This window comes from Nostoc sp. (assembly GCF_036919495.1).
Lineage (GTDB): Bacteria > Cyanobacteriota > Cyanobacteriia > Cyanobacteriales > Nostocaceae > Nostoc.
In genome coordinates, this window is the sequence record NZ_JBALBZ010000030.1 from 1 (window position 1) to 16,262 (window position 16,262).

At 40.7% G+C, this 16,262-nt stretch carries 18 protein-coding genes; 9 read left to right on the forward strand and 9 right to left on the reverse strand.

Annotation, left to right across the window (positions count from 1 at the left end):
* Positions 1-152: GTP-binding protein (locus V7K25_RS04125; RefSeq protein WP_335155359.1), on the reverse strand; the 152-nt coding region annotated here is incomplete at its 3' end.
* A gap of 142 nt (positions 153-294) precedes the next feature.
* Between V7K25_RS04125 and V7K25_RS04130 the strand changes: the two genes are divergently transcribed.
* From V7K25_RS04130 to V7K25_RS04140, 3 genes are all read left to right on the forward strand, one after another.
* Entirely contained in the window at positions 295-456 is a 162-nt protein-coding gene (locus tag V7K25_RS04130; RefSeq protein WP_335155331.1) for a hypothetical protein, read from the forward strand.
* A gap of 58 nt (positions 457-514) precedes the next feature.
* The gene (locus tag V7K25_RS04135; RefSeq protein WP_335155333.1) at positions 515-790 is read left to right on the forward strand and encodes a hypothetical protein; all 276 of its coding nucleotides are present in this window, start codon (positions 515-517) and stop codon (positions 788-790) included.
* Between the two features lie 265 nt (positions 791-1,055).
* On the forward strand, positions 1,056-2,108 hold the full coding sequence (locus V7K25_RS04140) for a hemerythrin domain-containing protein (protein WP_335155335.1): 1,053 nt from the start codon (positions 1,056-1,058) through the stop codon (positions 2,106-2,108).
* Between the two features lie 81 nt (positions 2,109-2,189).
* On the opposite strand, the gene V7K25_RS04145 is transcribed toward V7K25_RS04140, so the two are convergent.
* Entirely contained in the window at positions 2,190-3,374 is a 1,185-nt protein-coding gene (locus tag V7K25_RS04145) for a M20 family metallopeptidase (RefSeq protein ID WP_335155337.1), read from the reverse strand.
* Positions 3,375-3,534: 160 nt separating this feature from the next.
* Positions 3,535-4,098 carry a pentapeptide repeat-containing protein gene (locus tag V7K25_RS04150; protein ID WP_335155339.1) on the reverse strand — a complete coding sequence of 188 codons (564 nt, stop codon included), beginning with the start codon at positions 4,096-4,098 and terminating at the stop codon, positions 3,535-3,537.
* A 1,007-nt stretch (positions 4,099-5,105) separates the two neighbouring features.
* Between V7K25_RS04150 and V7K25_RS04155 the strand changes: the two genes are divergently transcribed.
* The 3 genes from V7K25_RS04155 to V7K25_RS04165 all read left to right on the forward strand — a co-directional run bounded on the left by V7K25_RS04155 (position 5,106) and on the right by V7K25_RS04165 (position 8,082).
* Positions 5,106-5,825 carry a hypothetical protein gene (locus tag V7K25_RS04155; protein ID WP_335155341.1) on the forward strand — a complete coding sequence of 240 codons (720 nt, stop codon included), beginning with the start codon at positions 5,106-5,108 and terminating at the stop codon, positions 5,823-5,825.
* Between the two features lie 189 nt (positions 5,826-6,014).
* Positions 6,015-6,782 carry a DUF1350 family protein gene (locus V7K25_RS04160; RefSeq protein WP_335155343.1) on the forward strand — a complete coding sequence of 256 codons (768 nt, stop codon included), beginning with the start codon at positions 6,015-6,017 and terminating at the stop codon, positions 6,780-6,782.
* 163 nt (positions 6,783-6,945) lie between these two features.
* Positions 6,946-8,082, forward strand: a complete 1,137-nt coding sequence (locus tag V7K25_RS04165) for a PP2C family protein-serine/threonine phosphatase (protein ID WP_335155345.1) — start codon at positions 6,946-6,948, stop codon at positions 8,080-8,082.
* On the opposite strand, the gene V7K25_RS04170 is transcribed toward V7K25_RS04165, so the two are convergent.
* The 4 genes from V7K25_RS04170 to V7K25_RS04185 all read right to left on the reverse strand — a co-directional run bounded on the left by V7K25_RS04170 (position 8,083) and on the right by V7K25_RS04185 (position 10,748).
* Positions 8,083-8,409 carry an STAS domain-containing protein gene (locus V7K25_RS04170; protein ID WP_335155347.1) on the reverse strand — a complete coding sequence of 109 codons (327 nt, stop codon included), beginning with the start codon at positions 8,407-8,409 and terminating at the stop codon, positions 8,083-8,085.
* A 672-nt stretch (positions 8,410-9,081) separates the two neighbouring features.
* On the reverse strand, positions 9,082-9,756 hold the full coding sequence (gene grpE, locus V7K25_RS04175; protein WP_335155349.1) for a nucleotide exchange factor GrpE: 675 nt from the start codon (positions 9,754-9,756) through the stop codon (positions 9,082-9,084).
* An 86-nt stretch (positions 9,757-9,842) separates the two neighbouring features.
* A complete protein-coding gene (locus tag V7K25_RS04180; RefSeq protein ID WP_109009651.1) occupies positions 9,843-10,334 on the reverse strand; it encodes a Dps family protein in 492 nt (163 codons plus the stop codon).
* A 150-nt stretch (positions 10,335-10,484) separates the two neighbouring features.
* Positions 10,485-10,748, reverse strand: coding sequence for a ParB N-terminal domain-containing protein (locus V7K25_RS04185; RefSeq protein WP_012410090.1), 264 nt, complete (start codon positions 10,746-10,748; stop codon positions 10,485-10,487).
* A 113-nt stretch (positions 10,749-10,861) separates the two neighbouring features.
* Here V7K25_RS04185 and V7K25_RS04190 point away from each other — a divergent pair, with 113 nt between their 5' ends.
* On the forward strand, positions 10,862-12,601 hold the full coding sequence (locus V7K25_RS04190; RefSeq protein WP_442948059.1) for a SpoIID/LytB domain-containing protein: 1,740 nt from the start codon (positions 10,862-10,864) through the stop codon (positions 12,599-12,601).
* 200 nt (positions 12,602-12,801) lie between these two features.
* Here V7K25_RS04190 and V7K25_RS04195 read toward each other — a convergent pair whose 3' ends face one another.
* A complete protein-coding gene (locus V7K25_RS04195; RefSeq protein ID WP_335155351.1) occupies positions 12,802-13,101 on the reverse strand; it encodes a ferredoxin in 300 nt (99 codons plus the stop codon).
* Between the two features lie 759 nt (positions 13,102-13,860).
* On the opposite strand from V7K25_RS04195, the gene V7K25_RS04200 reads away from it, so the two are divergent.
* Entirely contained in the window at positions 13,861-14,871 is a 1,011-nt protein-coding gene (locus tag V7K25_RS04200) for a Gfo/Idh/MocA family protein (protein ID WP_335155353.1), read from the forward strand.
* Positions 14,872-14,881: 10 nt separating this feature from the next.
* Positions 14,882-15,667, forward strand: coding sequence for a type I methionyl aminopeptidase (map, locus tag V7K25_RS04205; RefSeq protein WP_335155355.1), 786 nt, complete (start codon positions 14,882-14,884; stop codon positions 15,665-15,667).
* 276 nt (positions 15,668-15,943) lie between these two features.
* On the opposite strand, the gene V7K25_RS04210 is transcribed toward map, so the two are convergent.
* A partial coding sequence (locus tag V7K25_RS04210) for a WD40 repeat domain-containing protein (RefSeq protein WP_335155357.1) occupies positions 15,944-16,262 on the reverse strand: 319 nt, incomplete at its 5' end.

Genomic DNA, 16,262 nt, shown 5'->3' on the forward strand with positions numbered 1-16,262 from the left:
TCCCGTTCTAGGGCGTTGGAGTCCATAACGCAATCCGGAACGTCTTCGCCTTCGCGGAAAATGCCGGATTGTTTGAGGAGTGCGTCAACCAGGGTCGTTTTGCCGTGGTCAACGTGGGCGATAATGGCGACGTTGCGAATTGGGAGCGTCATAGAAGCTTTTGGTGAACTCTAGAGGGGGTTTATAAGATTTACATTTGAATGCTAGGCTGTTTTAACAGAATTGGGGATGATCGGCAAACTCTGTAAAGAACCTTTAACAATTCTAGCGTAATCGTCACAATTGCGGTGAGGTTTGTCAAGGCTGCATTGCGATCGCCTGAGTAAACTTCACTCTAAAAGGGGTTCGGAAATATTGAGACTTGATGCCGAAGTTTGCTTACCTTTAACCAGTCGTATTCATAAAGGAGAAGTGCGTGACTGGCTCAACTCCCTTCTCGATTTAAAAATCCGATAATTTCAACCGTTCTTTCAAAAAACTCGCAAAAGCCTATAGGTCGGATTTTGTTGAGTGTATGGTAGAAGTTTTGGAAGATTTAATTGAAGATCAATATCCTATCAATTCTCGTAACGAACCTTTACCTAGAAAGATTGAATTACCTCAAGTATGGTCATTTCACAAGCTATTGAAGGTATCTAAAGGCGCTTCGGGACAAATTAGATTAATGGATTTAGTCAATACAATTGATTGTGTAATCAAGCTTGTGTGGATTTATAGCCACGAGCAATTTGAAAAACGCCCTACTGAGGTGGATTTAAAAGGCGTTCTTAAAGAAATCTTAGATTATTAATATTTAACTTTTTAGATTTATCAATACGACGATAATCAAAATATTACTATAAAACTACTATTAAAATTTTATCTACCTAAGGATAGAATGCAGATTTAAATATTATCTATCTAAAAGTATAAAAACAGAAATTGTAACGAAAATTTTTGTTTCTCTACCCACAGTTGTGAGTGCGATCGCTCAAAAGAAAGATGGAATCTCCCTAACCTCTGTGTCAAGGTTATATCAAGTAAGAATTACGAACACTTTGCCGAGGAGAACACGGATGGTAGCTACTTTAGATGATACGAAACGCAATGCTATTGCTGTAAAATTGGCAAGTATCAAAGCACTTCAACAATTGGTTATCGAAAATGAGCGCTCGCTTTTAAGCCAAGGACTTGATTCCGAGATTGGCGATCGCATCCGCAATTTCCTTAACGATGACGAAAAAAATCTTGGCATTCTGGAAACTGTAATTGGTCAGTATGGCATTCAGGCTGAACCCAAAAAAAATGTTACAGAATTCATTGAAAAAGCTCGTGAATTGTTCAAAGGTTCTGAATTAAGCCTGTATGAAAAAGTATCTCAGCATGAATTGCTGAAACACCAACTCGTAATGAGTGGCTTGATAGTTCACAAGGCTGCTCAAAAAGTTGGTGCTGATGTTTTGTTAGCGATCGGGCCCTTGAATACCATTAACTTTGAGAACCGCGCTCATCAAGAACAACTCAAAGGTATCCTAGAAATTCTGGGTGTTCGTGAATTAACTGGACAAGATGCAGATCAAGGAATTTGGGCGCGTGTTCAAGACGCTATGGCTGCGGTAAGTGGTGTAGTAGGTAGTGCTGTTACCCAAACCAGCGACAAAAGCGATCTGAATATCCAAGATGTCATCCGCCTGGATCACAACAAGGTAAATACCCTATTTACCGAACTCTTACAAAGCGACAATCCACAGAAGATCCAAGAGTATTTCGGTCAAATTTACAAGGATTTAACTGCTCACGCTGAAGCTGAAGAGGAAGTAGTCTATCCAAGTGTACGCCCTTTCTACGGTCAAGATAACACTCAAGAACTTTTTGACGAACAAGCTCAACAGAAGCGCCTGTTAGAAGAAATTAAGGCTATCGATCCCTCTACCAGTCAATTCAAAGATAGAATCAAACAGTTGATGGACATTATTGGCGACCATATTCGTCAAGAAGAAAGCACAATGTTTGCTGCCATTCGTAACAACTTGAGCAGCGATCAAAGTGAGCAACTAGCTACTGAATTCAAAGCCGCTAAGACCCGAATTCAACAAAAACTGGGTGTTGTTAGCGAATCCAATGTGTAGGATGCTTTCGAGCTTTTTATAGCCGCTAAAAAAGGTTAGTTAAACAAAAACTCCCAGTGCTGATGTGCTGGGAGTTTTTGTTTAAAAATTTTGCTGACAGTATTTATAAGCGGTGTATGCCATAGTTACAACCCCGGTAATAATAGCAGATTCATCAACTTCAAATTGGGGATGGTGTAATGGGTGGTTAATGCTTCTTTCTTTATAGCCGACACCCAAGCGAAACATAGAACCGGGGACATGTTCCAAATACATAGAAAAATCTTCAGCACCAAGTGAGGGTTCGGGTAAGACTTGAACGCGATCGCTACTCCAAGCTTCTTCTGCGGCTGATTGTAACAATTGCGTTAGGGTATAATCATTTTGGACACTGGGTACACCCTGGCGATAATTGACTTGATATTTTGCCCCGTAGGTATGGCAAACATTAGATACAATGTTTTCAATCCAGTTAGGGAGATGGGCACGAGTTTCAGGATGGAGCGATCGCACCGTTCCCAATAACTGCACTTTATCAGCAATTATATTCGGCGCTCTGCCACCATTAATCTTACCTATGCTCAATACTACAGGGCGCAAGGGATTCTGCGTCCGGCTGATGGCTTGTTGCAGTGCAGTAATGACTTGGCAAGCAATCCAAATCGCATCAATCGCCTCATGGGGACGCGCCCCGTGCCCAGATTCTCCCATAATCAGAATCTCTAAATCATCGGCGGCGGCTGTCAATGCCCCATAACGCACGCCAATAGATCCTGCGGGGATAGAAGGGAAAACATGAATCCCTAATACAGCTGAAACATTTTCCATCGCCCCATCTTTCAGCATCCAACTTGCCCCTTGAGCAATTTCCTCGGCTGGCTGAAATAAAAATCGCACTTTCCCGCCTAACTCCTCTGCCACTTGGGACAGCACCATCGCTGTTCCTAACCCCACGGTGGTATGGACATCGTGACCACAAGCGTGCATAATACCATCTGCACGAGAGGCATATTCTAAATTAGTGCCCTCTTGAATTGGCAAGGCATCCATATCAGTGCGAATTGCTAATAAATGGTCATTTTCGCTAGTGCCTTGCAGTTCCCCAATAACGCCCGTTCTGCCAACTCCTTCTTGTACGTGCAGACCACTGGAAGATAAAACACCAGCCACAAAAGCTGCTGTTTGGTACTCTTGACCGCTGAGTTCTGGGTGAGAGTGGATGTGACGGCGAATTTCAATTAAGCGGGGCGCTAGTTTTGCTGCTAAGTCTTTAATATGGGTAAGCATCGATTCAATTAATCTACAGGCTTTTTTCCCATGATAAAGAACTGTTAACAAACAAAATGCTTTTGCTATACAAGGATAAGTCAAGGAAGAAGCAAAGGGGCAGGGGAGGATGAGGGAGATGAGGGAGAAATAATCAATGCCCCATGCCCAATGCCCCACTTTATTTTGAATAACAGGTTGTGCCTAAGGTATTTTCGGGTTTGAACTCGTTACATGTTCTAAGATTTTGATGCTCTAACGACCAGCCATAGGGCTTGTCGGAGGTAACGACACCATTAGCCATAGTTGTTAGTCGGAAGTTAGCCCCCCGAAAATTGGTAAACTGCAATTTAGCATCTTTTAAGTTTGCTGCTTCCAAATTAGCGCTGATTAAACCGGCATTAGACAGATCGGCATTTTCCAGAGATGCTGATTTCAAATTTGCACCTGTTAAAGAAGCACCAGTGAGATTGACCGAATTTAAAACCGCAGCTTCTAAATTTGCACCAGTAAGATCGGCATTGGTGAGATTAGCTTGAGATAATGTAGCACCACTCAAGTCAGCCCCTCGCAAATTTGCTCCAGTTAGATTCAGTTTAGTTAGGTCAGCACCACTCAAATTACATCTAGGACAGGCACTTGTTGCCTTCAGCTGATCTAAATCTAGCTGATTTGATGCAAGGGCTTGCTCTGCAAACCCAAAACAAGCTAACAGGGCAACAGTAGCAACAATCTTGAGTTTCATATTCTTTACAGATATCCGCAAAAATTACAAGTAACGCATATTGCGTATTGCCATAGTTACATATCTTTTTACAGATATCTACAAAAATGACAAGTGACGCATATTGCCTACTGTCATACTTACACATACTTCCTCCCCAAGGAAGAACAGGGATGAAGCATTGATTAAGAAGGTGTAAAAATACTATAAATTCTGATGGTAAGACTACTCAAACTGAAATATAGGCTATAGAATCAAGTCGTAAGGAACTATACCGAATCTCTTATAGACTACCACATATGTGATCCCCCTAGCTCGATGAAAAACACGACTAGGGGGATCTTGTTTTTGAGCATTGGATTAACAAGAAAAGCAGAGGGCAGAAGGGATTTCTAACCAATACGTCTGGTGTTACTGTAAGTTGGCTCATTTTTGACGGGTGTCGGGAAATGAGACTTCGAGCGCTGCTTGGAGTGTGTCTGATAGCGAGACTCTGGCATTCTTATAAGTTAAAGGATCGAGTTGCCCAACATCATTTCCAGGTTTGTCAGCCAGTTTGAAGAGTGCAGTTTGAGCCTAATTGATGAGTTGCTGTTGACCACAGATGGCAACTAATGTAATAACAGAGAGTAAAGAAGACTGTACAAAGATTTTAGTCCACTTGAGTGGATAGTAGCTCTAATTCGCTAAAATTTATTTTTGGGTGGGCGATGATACTAATCGATAATGCTGCAAAATCTCAGCTTTTGCGGTCTTTTATGTTATTATTTTTTAATCTGGAAATGGCTGTTGACCAAGGCAAGAAACTGTTAAATTTTCATTGCATTTACAGCCAATTGATTTATTTTGTTCTTGTTACTTTTCTAGTATAAATAGTTATCTTCAAAAAGAGTATCATATCGTACCAAAATCTTGATCTTGTATAGCAGTATTAAGTTGTCTGAAAAAGTTTAGACAAAATACCAGCATTCTAGAAAATTGATTGCTATATTAGATTAAATAACTATTCTGGCAAGGATTGAAAAGCTGTGCGGGATGATTTACAGGGCTTGGAAATTAGTCAGGATGAACTGCAAAAGCTGACTAATTTACCTGTCAATGATCAACTTTTAATCATTACAAATCCTCTAAAAAAATTAGTAAAAATATACATTCAAAAAATTAAAAGCTCGGAAGGAGCAACTGTAATTTTTATTGGTTTTGCTACATTTGTTTTTGCTTATCTTTTATTTGATATTTTTATAAAATTATTTGTATCATGGATAACAATTCCATCTTGGATTTTATTAATTATCTTAGGTGTTTGGATTGGCAGTTTTACGCAAAGCATATTATATTTAATTTGGAAAAGTAGAAATAAAATTGTCAAAATTAACATGACAAGTTCTCTGCAAATACTGTTAAATGATGTTGAAAGATATAATACTGTCATTAGAGCAATAGATATCAATGACCAAATAGAAGAGGCTGGTAATCCAGAAGTGCTTATAAAAGAAAGAGAGAGTGTTATTGAAGCGCTAAAACTCACCAAATCAGATTTAGTTCGCGCTTTGAAGACAGAAAGAATTTTGAGAGAAAATAAGAGTTTTATCCTTAGTAATACAGAGCTATTCGTCAACAATTTAGCAACTTTAACAGCCATGCAAGTAAATGAACAGGCTACTGAGCATGGAAGATTACTCAATGAAGCATTACAGATTGCATTAGATGTGCAACACGAAATGAAAAGATTACAGACTCAGCGCTAAGATAATTTGTAATTCGTAATGATCTTTATAGACAGGGGAACAGGGGGAAGTTCTTGCTGAGGGAAAGATATTTAAATCAACCTGCCACAGAGGTTTCAGAGCAAATAAATTTATTTTTGGATAATCTTTCCCACAGTTGCGATCGCCGGTCTAACATAAAGAATATCAAGAAAGCGATCGCTTATCGGCATGGACTGGAAAGAAGTCAGAGGCAACTGGGTAATCATTCCCCGAAATCCTATAGGTATCATCCATTTTTTAGGAGGTGCATTTGTCGCCACTGCACCGCACATCACTTATCGCTGGTTACTCGAACAATTGGCAAGTAAAGGTTATGTTGTAATTGCTACGCCTTTCGTCAATACCTTGGATCATACTGCGATCGCAAAATCTGCGCTGCTAAACTTTGACCGCACCCTCGAACGTTTACACGATTCTGGGGCATTACGCAAGCTTTACTACCCCATCTATGGCATTGGGCACAGTATGGGGTGTAAACTTCACTTGCTGATTGGTAGTCTCTTTAAAGTAGAACGCGCAGGCAATATTTTAATATCCTTCAACAACTACGCCGCCAAAGAAGCTATCCCCTTAGTAGAACAGTTCAATTCTACTTTTAAAATCGAGTTTACTCCCTCGCCATTGGAAACTAACCAGCTTGTCCAAGAGCGTTATGACATCAGGCGCAATTTATTAATAAAATTTAGCAATGACACCATTGACCAATCCGCAGCTTTAACCAAAATCTTGCAAGAACGCTTTGATCAGATGGTGACAACACAAACGTTACCAGGAACTCATACAACACCTCTAGGTCAAGACATTAAATGGCAAACTGGAACATCTTTTACCCCCTTTGATGCCTTAGGGCAATGGTTCAAACAAGAAGCATACCGCGACTTAAACCAGCTAAAAAATACTATCCTATTGTGGGTAAACCCTCTTGCACCTCCATAATGTTTTATGACTATTGAAAAGTCAAGAATTCGACAGAAAAATAGAAATGAGTTAGTAGTATTAATATACATATACTACTAACTCATTAGCCGATAAACTATTTTTATTTTCTATTTTTAGAGCAATAGCAATATTTTATTAATTAATATCTAATAAATTTTTTATGTTTCAAATATTAATAATTGATGATGATTATTCAATAAGAATACTTCTGAAAAGGATGCTGGAAAAGCAGGGTTATCAGATAGTTACTGCTAGTAGCGGTGAAGAAGGAATAGAAAAGGCATTGGCTTATCGTCCAGCACTAATTATTTGTGATTGGATCATGCCGGGGTTAACTGGTCTGGAAGTCTGCCAGCACATTAAGAAAGAGCCTAACTTTTCCACTACATTCTTTATTTTATTAACATCTTTAGATTCGGTTGCCGATTGCGTCAAAGGTCTAGATGCTGGCGCTGATGATTTTATTTCTAAACCTATCGAGCATAATGAATTACAAGCACGGGTAAGAGCGGGATTACGTCTGCATCAGTTGAGTAGAGATTTGCAGGCTCAAAAGTTGCTTTTAGAATCAGAAATGTCAGAAGCCGCAGAATATGTGCGATCGCTACTGCCTTTTGCCATGACTGAACCCTTCAATATAAATTTCCGATTCATTCCCTCGCGGCAACTTGGCGGTGACTGTTTCGATTACTATTGGCTTGATGATGATTATCTGGCAATTTACTTACTTGATACTGCCGGACATGGACTCAAAGCTACTCTTCCCTCTGTTTCAGTGCTAAATCTGCTACGTTCCCGTGCCCTCAAAAGCCTAAATTATTATCAACCTAGCGAGGTGTTGAAGGCTTTGAATGATACGTTTCAGATGAATTATCAAAATGACAAATACTTTACAATTTGGTATGGAGTTTACAACCGAACCAACGGCCAGTTAATTTATGCTAGTGCAGGTCATCCACCAGCAGTTTTAGTAACTGGCACGTCTCCAAGAAAATCTGAAGTTAAACTCTTGAAAACCCCCGGTATGCCAGTTGGGATGTTTCCAGAAGCAAAATATGTTGATGGATTTTGCAATATTGAAAAATTCAGTACTCTTTACATTTTTAGTGATGGTGCTTATGAAATCACTAAATCAGATGGCACACTTTGGAGTTTGGATGCTTTTATTCAGCTACTAGTTAGCTTACAAAATCCGGTTGATTGCCAGCTCGATCAGGTACTGAGTTATTTAATCGCTCTGAACTCCAAAGATGCTTTTGATGATGATTTATCTATCTTGCAAATTAAGTTTGATTAATTAAGTATTTGAGACTAAAACCTGATTAAATGCGTCTTGGCTAGGAAATATTTCAAATACTTTATCCATATTAGTCAGTTCAAATAAAATCCTGACTTGCTCATTAATTGAGCATAAAACAAGCTTACTATCTGCTGCCCGCAAGGTTTTAAAAGCTAATACCAAAGCCCCCAAACCGGAACTATCCATAAATGTTACATCTTGGAAATCAACTAACACAATTTTTGTACCCAATTTTAAAGTTTCAGTAATATTTTGTCGAAAATCTTGTGAAGTTGTGGCGTTTAAGTTCCCAGCGAGCTTAATAATTTTCACTTGTTCTATCATAATTATGTCATGCTGATTTGTGTAAATGATGCTTTGATTTTGTTATTATATACCGTTCATAGAAAATTAAAAATGCTTACAAGTAAAAATCATCCTTTGCTGCTGAATATTTATTGATAAGTGATACCAGAAGAATAAGTAAGGACAAACTATAAATATTTTTATCTTATTGTTAATCAAAAACTAATTTTTATTTAACTAAATATTGCCTGACTATTTACTAACAAATGACTAACTAAGAATAATGGATATACATCTTCTCTTTAGAGCCTAATATTCAACTACAAGTAAAAATTTAAGATTTACGGATAATTTGCTAAAGATTTTTGCAAAACTGAAATTTGTTCAATAAACATTATCAAAATAGCCTGCAAAGGCTGGCTTTGTTTATATAACCCAGACTTCCAGTCTGAGGAAATTAATGTGCAGCTTTGTATGATAGTAATTAGCATTTACATTTATTTATGTCTGATTACTTACATAATTGCAATAATTACTGTCTAGATTCAGAAACTTTAGCAAAAAAACTTGGTTTTAGCAGCAGTAGGGTTCAAATAAGCGGTTTTGTAGCTGAGGCAGGGAGGCCGCTAGCAGATTTTAGGCAGGGGGGAATTACGCCAACAAATATAAGGTTTTAAATAAGGGTATTAGAGGAAGGCGAAAATTTGCCTTCTAGCTCTCTCTAAGAGGACTTACTTTAGCTCGATAAAGCAGCTTTTCACCTTGAAGGTAGCCAGTGTAGCGCACCTTGACTAATTCTCCAGGTTGTGTAGTTCCCTCCATCAATTGGTGCAGTTGGGGATCATAAGGTAATTCTGCCCCTACGGGTGCGATCGCTTCTACCCCCCACGCCTCTAAAAGCTTTTCTAAAGGTTTTTGCACCAACGGTACTATTTTGACTGCTGCTAGCTGGGGATTCTCCTGCGCTTTCTGCGCTGCGGTTGGCCATTGCAATAATAAAGACTCCAGCAGTTGCAAACTCGACTGCTGGAGTTCTTGTAGTAATATTTCTCGCTGTTGTTCTAATTGAAGTTGCGATCGCTGGTACTCTTTTCTTAAATCTGCAATTTCTTCTAATAATTCCTGAGTGGGCGCTGCTTTCTCTTGTAACAACTCTACGGTTGAAAAAGTTGCGATTAATTCATTCAATGAGATTTGTAGCACTGGCGACAGCTTAAGCAATACATCTACCCGCATCTGCTCTAGCTTTCCTTGGCGTAACCGCAAAAGTTGATGCTTTGAGACACCAGCAGCGCGACTCAGCGCTTTGAAACTAGGAATCCCTGCCTGTTGCATTAAATCTTGCAATTTTTGGGAATTGGGCATTGGGAATTGAGAATTGGGCATCGGGAATTGGGGATTGGGGACTGGGGATTGGGTATTGGCAAAAAAAATTAAGTCTTTATTAGTTCCTAGTCCCCAGTCCCTAGTTCCTATTCTTCCAGTAAACTTCTCAACATCCAAGCTGTCTTTTCGTGTACTTGCATCCGTTGAGTTAATAAATCGGCCGTAGGTTCGTCGTTAACTTCCTCTACCACAGGGAAAATAGAGCGTGCAGTTCGGACTACGGCTTCTTGTCCTTCCACTAGTAAACCGATCATTTCCACAGCTTTTGGAACGCCGGGAGTTTCTGGAATCGAACTCAGTTTGGCATATTCGCTGTAGGTTCCCGGTGCAGGATAGCCAAGCGCTCTAATCCTCTCGGCAATTAAATCAACTGCTAAAGCTAATTCTGTATACTGTGTCTCAAACATCAAATGCAATGTTTGAAACATCGGCCCCGTTACATTCCAATGGAAGTTATGAGTTTTCAGATAAAGTGTATAAGTGTCAGCCAACAAGCGAGATAAACCCTCGGCAATTTTAGCCCTACTCGCCTCGTCAATGCCTATATTTACATTTTTGACTGTTACTTTCGATGACATAATTTTCTCCTAATTAGGTTATATGTAATTGGGGATTGGGAATTGGGCATGGGCAGAAGAGGCGGAGGGGCAGGGTGCAGAGGAGAGGAATTTTTCCCCTACCTACTCCCTACTCCCTACTCCCTACTCCCTACCCCCTACTCTCATTCTCTACGCCAAGTGCATCTTTAAAACGCTGCGGGGTGCTTTACGAACTCTGGCTAAAACGGTTTCTTTGCCTAAACGCTGGCAAGCCTCATACCGATGGCAACCAGAAAAGCCATAATATTGTCCATCTACTTCTAGGACATCTATAGGTTCTTGCTGCCCAATCTCCGCAATCGATTCCATTAAAGCTTGCACTTTATTTGGATCGTTTGCACGAGGCAATGGCCGTTTTATCTGATTTAATGGAATTTCTTGGACTCTAACCATAAAGAAGTTTATCCAACTAGTTCTGTTTTGTGTCTCTAAATAAATCATAGTCATTATGACTACGTTTTGCAACCACTTTGGGCAAAACTGCTAATGGTATCATTGGAGCACTCATGCGACAAAAAAACCGCACTACAAAGCAATCGGAAAATCAGCTCCAACACCGCATTAAGGGGCAGAAAACGATCGATTACTTGCGATCGCAAATCTTGGAGACGCTCTTGCTAGCTTGCTTTCCCGTAGGTGTACGCTATCAGGTAGCTATGAAATTTTCGCTTTGGCGTTTTTCCCACACTGTGTTGACCACATTTTGTCTATTGGGATTAACTGCTGCATCAGCGCCTGAGAGTAACATTCAGGGTATGGAACTGAAAATTGGGATTGTGCAGCGATTTGGCTCACAACCCACAGCCAAGCTGCAACTAGAACCGACAAAAGGCGATCGCTTAAAGCTAAAATTTCTTGCGGGCAACAAGCAGCAAACCTTGGTAACCAAGAATCCTGTAAAGCTGGAAACAGTCATGCAAGCTTTACCCCAGCCAACAGTTGAGGAAGTGGTAGTTTTAGGCACATACCGCACCTTTGAAAGTGCAGAAGACAGCGCTAATAAATGGCGTTCTCAAGGAATGGAAGTGGAAATAGCCCAGCCAGAACGCTGGCAGGTTTGGGCAAAACGAGATGTTTATAGCACTCCTTTACTGCGGCGGTTGCTATTGCAAAACATCCAAGCTTCTACAAAAGAAAAAGTATATCTTGATACTAAAGTTTTAAAACAAGTACCGCGAGTTAGTTGGGTGGTGGATGGTAAGCGCTATAGCCCAAATGATTTGGAAATTAGTACTGATAAAAACTTGATTCGGGTGAATAAAAGCGAAAAACAGGAGTTTGCTCGTCTTTATGCTGGGCGAATGAATTTGCAGCCAAATGCTTATGGCACATACACTTTAGTTAACCAAGTTCCTTTAGAAACTTATTTGCGTGGGGTTGTGCCTTACGAAATAGGCACAGATGCACCAACAGCTGCGCTAGAAGCCCAAGCAATTCTGGCTCGAACTTATGTTTTAAGAAATTTACGCAGGTTTGCAGCAGATAACTATCAGTTATGTGCTGATACTCACTGCCAAGTTTATTATGGGCTGAATGGAGCGGCCGCCAAAACAGACAAAGCGATCGCCTCAACCAGGGGTAAGGTAGTAACCTATAAAAACGAACTAGTAGATGCCCTTTATTCTTCCACTACTGGTGGCGTTACCGCCTCCTTCAGCGATGTCTGGAATGGTGACGATCGTCCCTATCTGCGCCCTGTACTGGATGCTGCAACTAACTTTTGGGACTTGTCTAAGCAGAGTTTAGCAGATGAAAAGAACTTCCAAAAATTTATTAATATCCAACAAGGATTTAATGAAAGCAAGTGGGATATGTTTCGTTGGCATAAGGAAACCCCTTTAAAGGATATTACCAAGGACTTGCAGAAATTTTTGCAGGTGAAAAACAGCCCCTATGCCAAATTTAAGACAATTCAGGCTATGGCAGTAGTGAAGCGAAGCCAGAGTGGGCGTATCCTTGAACTTGCCGTCAAAACTGATAACAGCACCTTTGTTCTCCACAAAGACGAAGTTCGTAGTGCCTTTGCTGCTCCTAGGAGTACGCTATTTTACATAGAACCCCTGAATAAAGGAAAACCCGATCTTTGGGGATACGCTTTTATTGGGGGTGGATTAGGACATGGAGTCGGCTTGAGTCAAACTGGCGCTCAAAATTTAGCTAAATTAGGTTGGTCAAGTCCAAAAATTCTCCAATTCTACTATCCTGGTACTCAGATTCAGATTTTCAGCAAAGAGACTAAACTTTAAGCTAATCGGAAAAGTCCATACTGAAAAAATCAAGCAGGAACACAAAATTTACTGTGTTCCTGCTCAACACGAAATTAGGCTTTTTGTCAAAGTCGCTTTATAGATATGGCATTGAGAGGGCATTGGCACTAGATACGGTGCTTCTATTTTTTCAACATTATTTACTCTTGCAAGAGATTTATTGTTGAGGGGCCTAACTCTTAGTAGAGTTCTTCTTCTTTGTGAGTTTCGATTGTCACGTCAGAGGTAGGGTAAGCAACACAAGTCAGTACATATCCAGCTTGTATTTGATCGTCATCTAAGAATGACTGGTCACCTTGATCAACAGTACCCGATACGAGTTTACCTGCACAGGTCGAGCAAGCACCAGCGCGGCAAGAGTAGGGCAGGTCAAAACCAGCTTCTTCGGCAGCGTCTAAAATATAGGTATCGTCGTCAACATCAATTGTTTCATTCAGCCCTTCAGCTTCGTTCTTTAGTGTCACTTTATAAGTTGGCATTGAGTAATCCTCTCTTTTGCAAACGGCAGTATAAGTTATCTTTAGGCAAAGGTCACGGCTGTTCTGTGGGATTAGCCGCTCGTTCAAATTTGCTTCAATTCTGATACTAAGAGAAAAATTAAACGATGTGACTGGAAATTGAACCCGATTAGTAATGAAATTTAGTTGCTTAATCCTGATAAGTTTTATTTATATTATTTCCGCCCCTAGTCAGGCTGTAATTAGAAAAAATTATATTAAGGGATAAAAAATATGAATAGGATTAATGCTACCTGTATTTTGTAGGACTTACCAAAAAAGGCAGAGGGCAGAAGGCAGGATGCAGAAGGAATGCTTTCTGTCTTCTGCCTTTTTGGTACATTTAAGTGCGTTAGCGTAGCCTCTCGTAGAAAAGCCTTGGCGTATCCCTACTCAAAAGTAAGCTAGGCATAGCGCAATACGTTTGGGTTAGGCATTTTCTTCTCTCTATTCCCTCTTTACCTCTGCGGTAGCCTGCGGCAAGCCGATGCAGCGTCTACGTTAAAAAATTTGACTTTGATAAAGAATTTTAGCCTTAACCCAAGCGTATTGAGGCATAACGGACACAACAGAAGACATTAACTGCACCATCGTCTTGATTATTTTGTGGTTATAGTTTTGAAAACATGCCCTAGTACGAATGTTGTAAAGTCTAAACTGGTGAAGTGATTTGATTCCTAATGAAGAGAGAATCTCACCACTAGAAGGGTGAAAGAATCAAAAACATAACTAGTGAGGATCATGTATAATTCAGAAGCAGCTTTGGAAAAAGCAAAAGTGCGTGTAGGTTTGGTAGGTACTGGGTATGCGGCAAAGTTTCGAGCTGAGGCATTGCTCCATAATGAGGGAATGCGATCGCAGTTAATTGCAGCTGTTGGTCATACCACAGAAACAACAGAAACCTTTGCCAAAGAGTACCAAATTGAAGCGTTGAGTTCTTGGCAAGAGCTAGTAGAGCGTGAAGATATAGATTTAGTGGTGATTTCTACTATTAATCGAGATCATGGTGCGATCGCTCGTGCAGCCCTGACTAACGGCAAACATGTGGTTGTAGAATATCCTTTGTCGTTGGATGTAGTCGAAGCAGAAGAACTGATTGCCTTAGCCAAAGCACAAAAAAAACTCCTGCACGTTGAACACCTAGAACTTTTGGGTGGTTTGCATCAAGCCTTGAAGCAAAACTTAGCCAAAATTGGTGAAGTTTTTTATGTTCGCTACAGCACCATCAATCCCCAAAATCCTGCACCCCGTAAATGGACTTATAACCACGAGTTGTTCGGTTTTCCCTTAATTGGTGCTTTGTCTCGCCTACATCGTCTCACAGATTTATTTGGTAAAGTATTTACAGTTAACTGTCACCAGCGATATTGGGAAATAGAACCGGAATATTACCAAACCTGTTTCTGCACTAGTGAACTATGCTTTGACAGTGGACTTTTAGCCCAAGTAGTCTATGGCAAAGGCGAAAGTATTTGGCAATCAGAACGCAAGTTTGAAGTTCACGGTGAAAAAGGTGGTCTAATTTTTGATGGTGACACCGGAATATTCATCCAGCCAGGGGAAACAACACCTATAGAGGTTGGCCCTCGCCGGGGTTTGTTCGCCAAAGACACGAGTATGGTTTTAGACCATCTTTTTGATGGCACTCCTTTGTACGTTACCCCAGAGGAGAGCTTGTATACCCTAAAGGTTGCTGAGGCTGCCCAAAGAGCAGCAAAAACAGGGTTAACTATGTTTATGAAAGATATCTAGATAAAAGTTAATGAAAACCGAACTAATTGTTATTTTATCCCAACGAGAATTAGACAAAATGCGTCAAGCGGGGCGTTTAGCAGCTAAACTTCTCCAGCATCTCGAACCGTTCGTGAAGCCAGGAGTTAGCACTCTTGAACTAAATGATGAAGCGGAACGTTGGACGCAAGCGCATGGAGCAAAAAGCGCACCCCTTGGCTATAAAGGCTATCCTAAATCAATTTGCACTAGTGTAAATGAGGTAATTTGTCACGGCATTCCCAATGCCAAGCAAATTCTCAAAGAAGGTGACATTATTAATATTGATGTGACGCCGATTGTTGAAGGTTATCACGGCGATACATCTAAGACATTCTTTGTTGGTACACCTTCGGCAAAAACGAGAAAGCTGGTAGAGGTGACAGAAGAGTGTTTGCGCTTGGGTATTGCTGAAGTGAAACCTGGGGGACGCATTGGCGACATTGGTGCAGCTATTCAAGAGTATGCTGAAGGAGAAGGCTTTTCTGTAGTGCGAGATTTCGTTGGACACGGCATCAGTAACATTTTTCACACTGCGCCGGATGTTCCCCACTATGGTACACGCGGTAAGGGCAAGCGCCTCAGACCAGGGATGGTTTTTACTATTGAGCCAATGATTAATGAAGGTACTTACGAAGTCGAAGTTCTGGGCGATAAATGGACTGCTGTCACGCGCGATCGCAAACTTTCTGCTCAATGTGAGCATACACTAGCTGTAACTGAAGATGGCGTTGAAATCCTCACCCTACCTGAAGGCGAGAATTATTGGGCTATATAATAACACAATATGAAAAATTCCTTTTCTTTGGGAGGAACCAAAGCCAGTAGTCTAAGGCGGCAGCCCATCAGTAGAGCTAGTTAGAATAATTACGAGTTAATCGACGGAGAACCGATCGACTTTGAAGCAACTGGACTTCATGAACTAGGTAGCTGGGTTAATTAATCGTAAGCTCATGGCTTATCCAAACAACTTGCGATCGCAATTTATCAACAAGTTAAAAATATAGCCTAGTTTACCGCCGTAGGCATCGCCTGTAATAATACTAAATGGCTTTCACTTGATATCATCGCAGAGACGCTTGTCGCTCTCATTCAAATTCGGGCTATTCTTCAAATAATCATGCAGCCAATTGCAACCCCGCACCAGCAATCGGTCTAAATTCTGCACAGGCCACAACCGCGCTGTGTTGTCATCTGATGCCGTGGCGATGGTTTTGCCGTCCGGGCTGAAACTCACACTATTGACACTGCCTTGATGCCCTTTGAATTCTTGTAGCAGTTGCCCGTTGAGCGTCCACAACCGCGCTGTGTTGTCATCTGATGCCGTGGCGATGGTTTTGCCGTCCGGGCTGAAACTCACACTATTGACACTG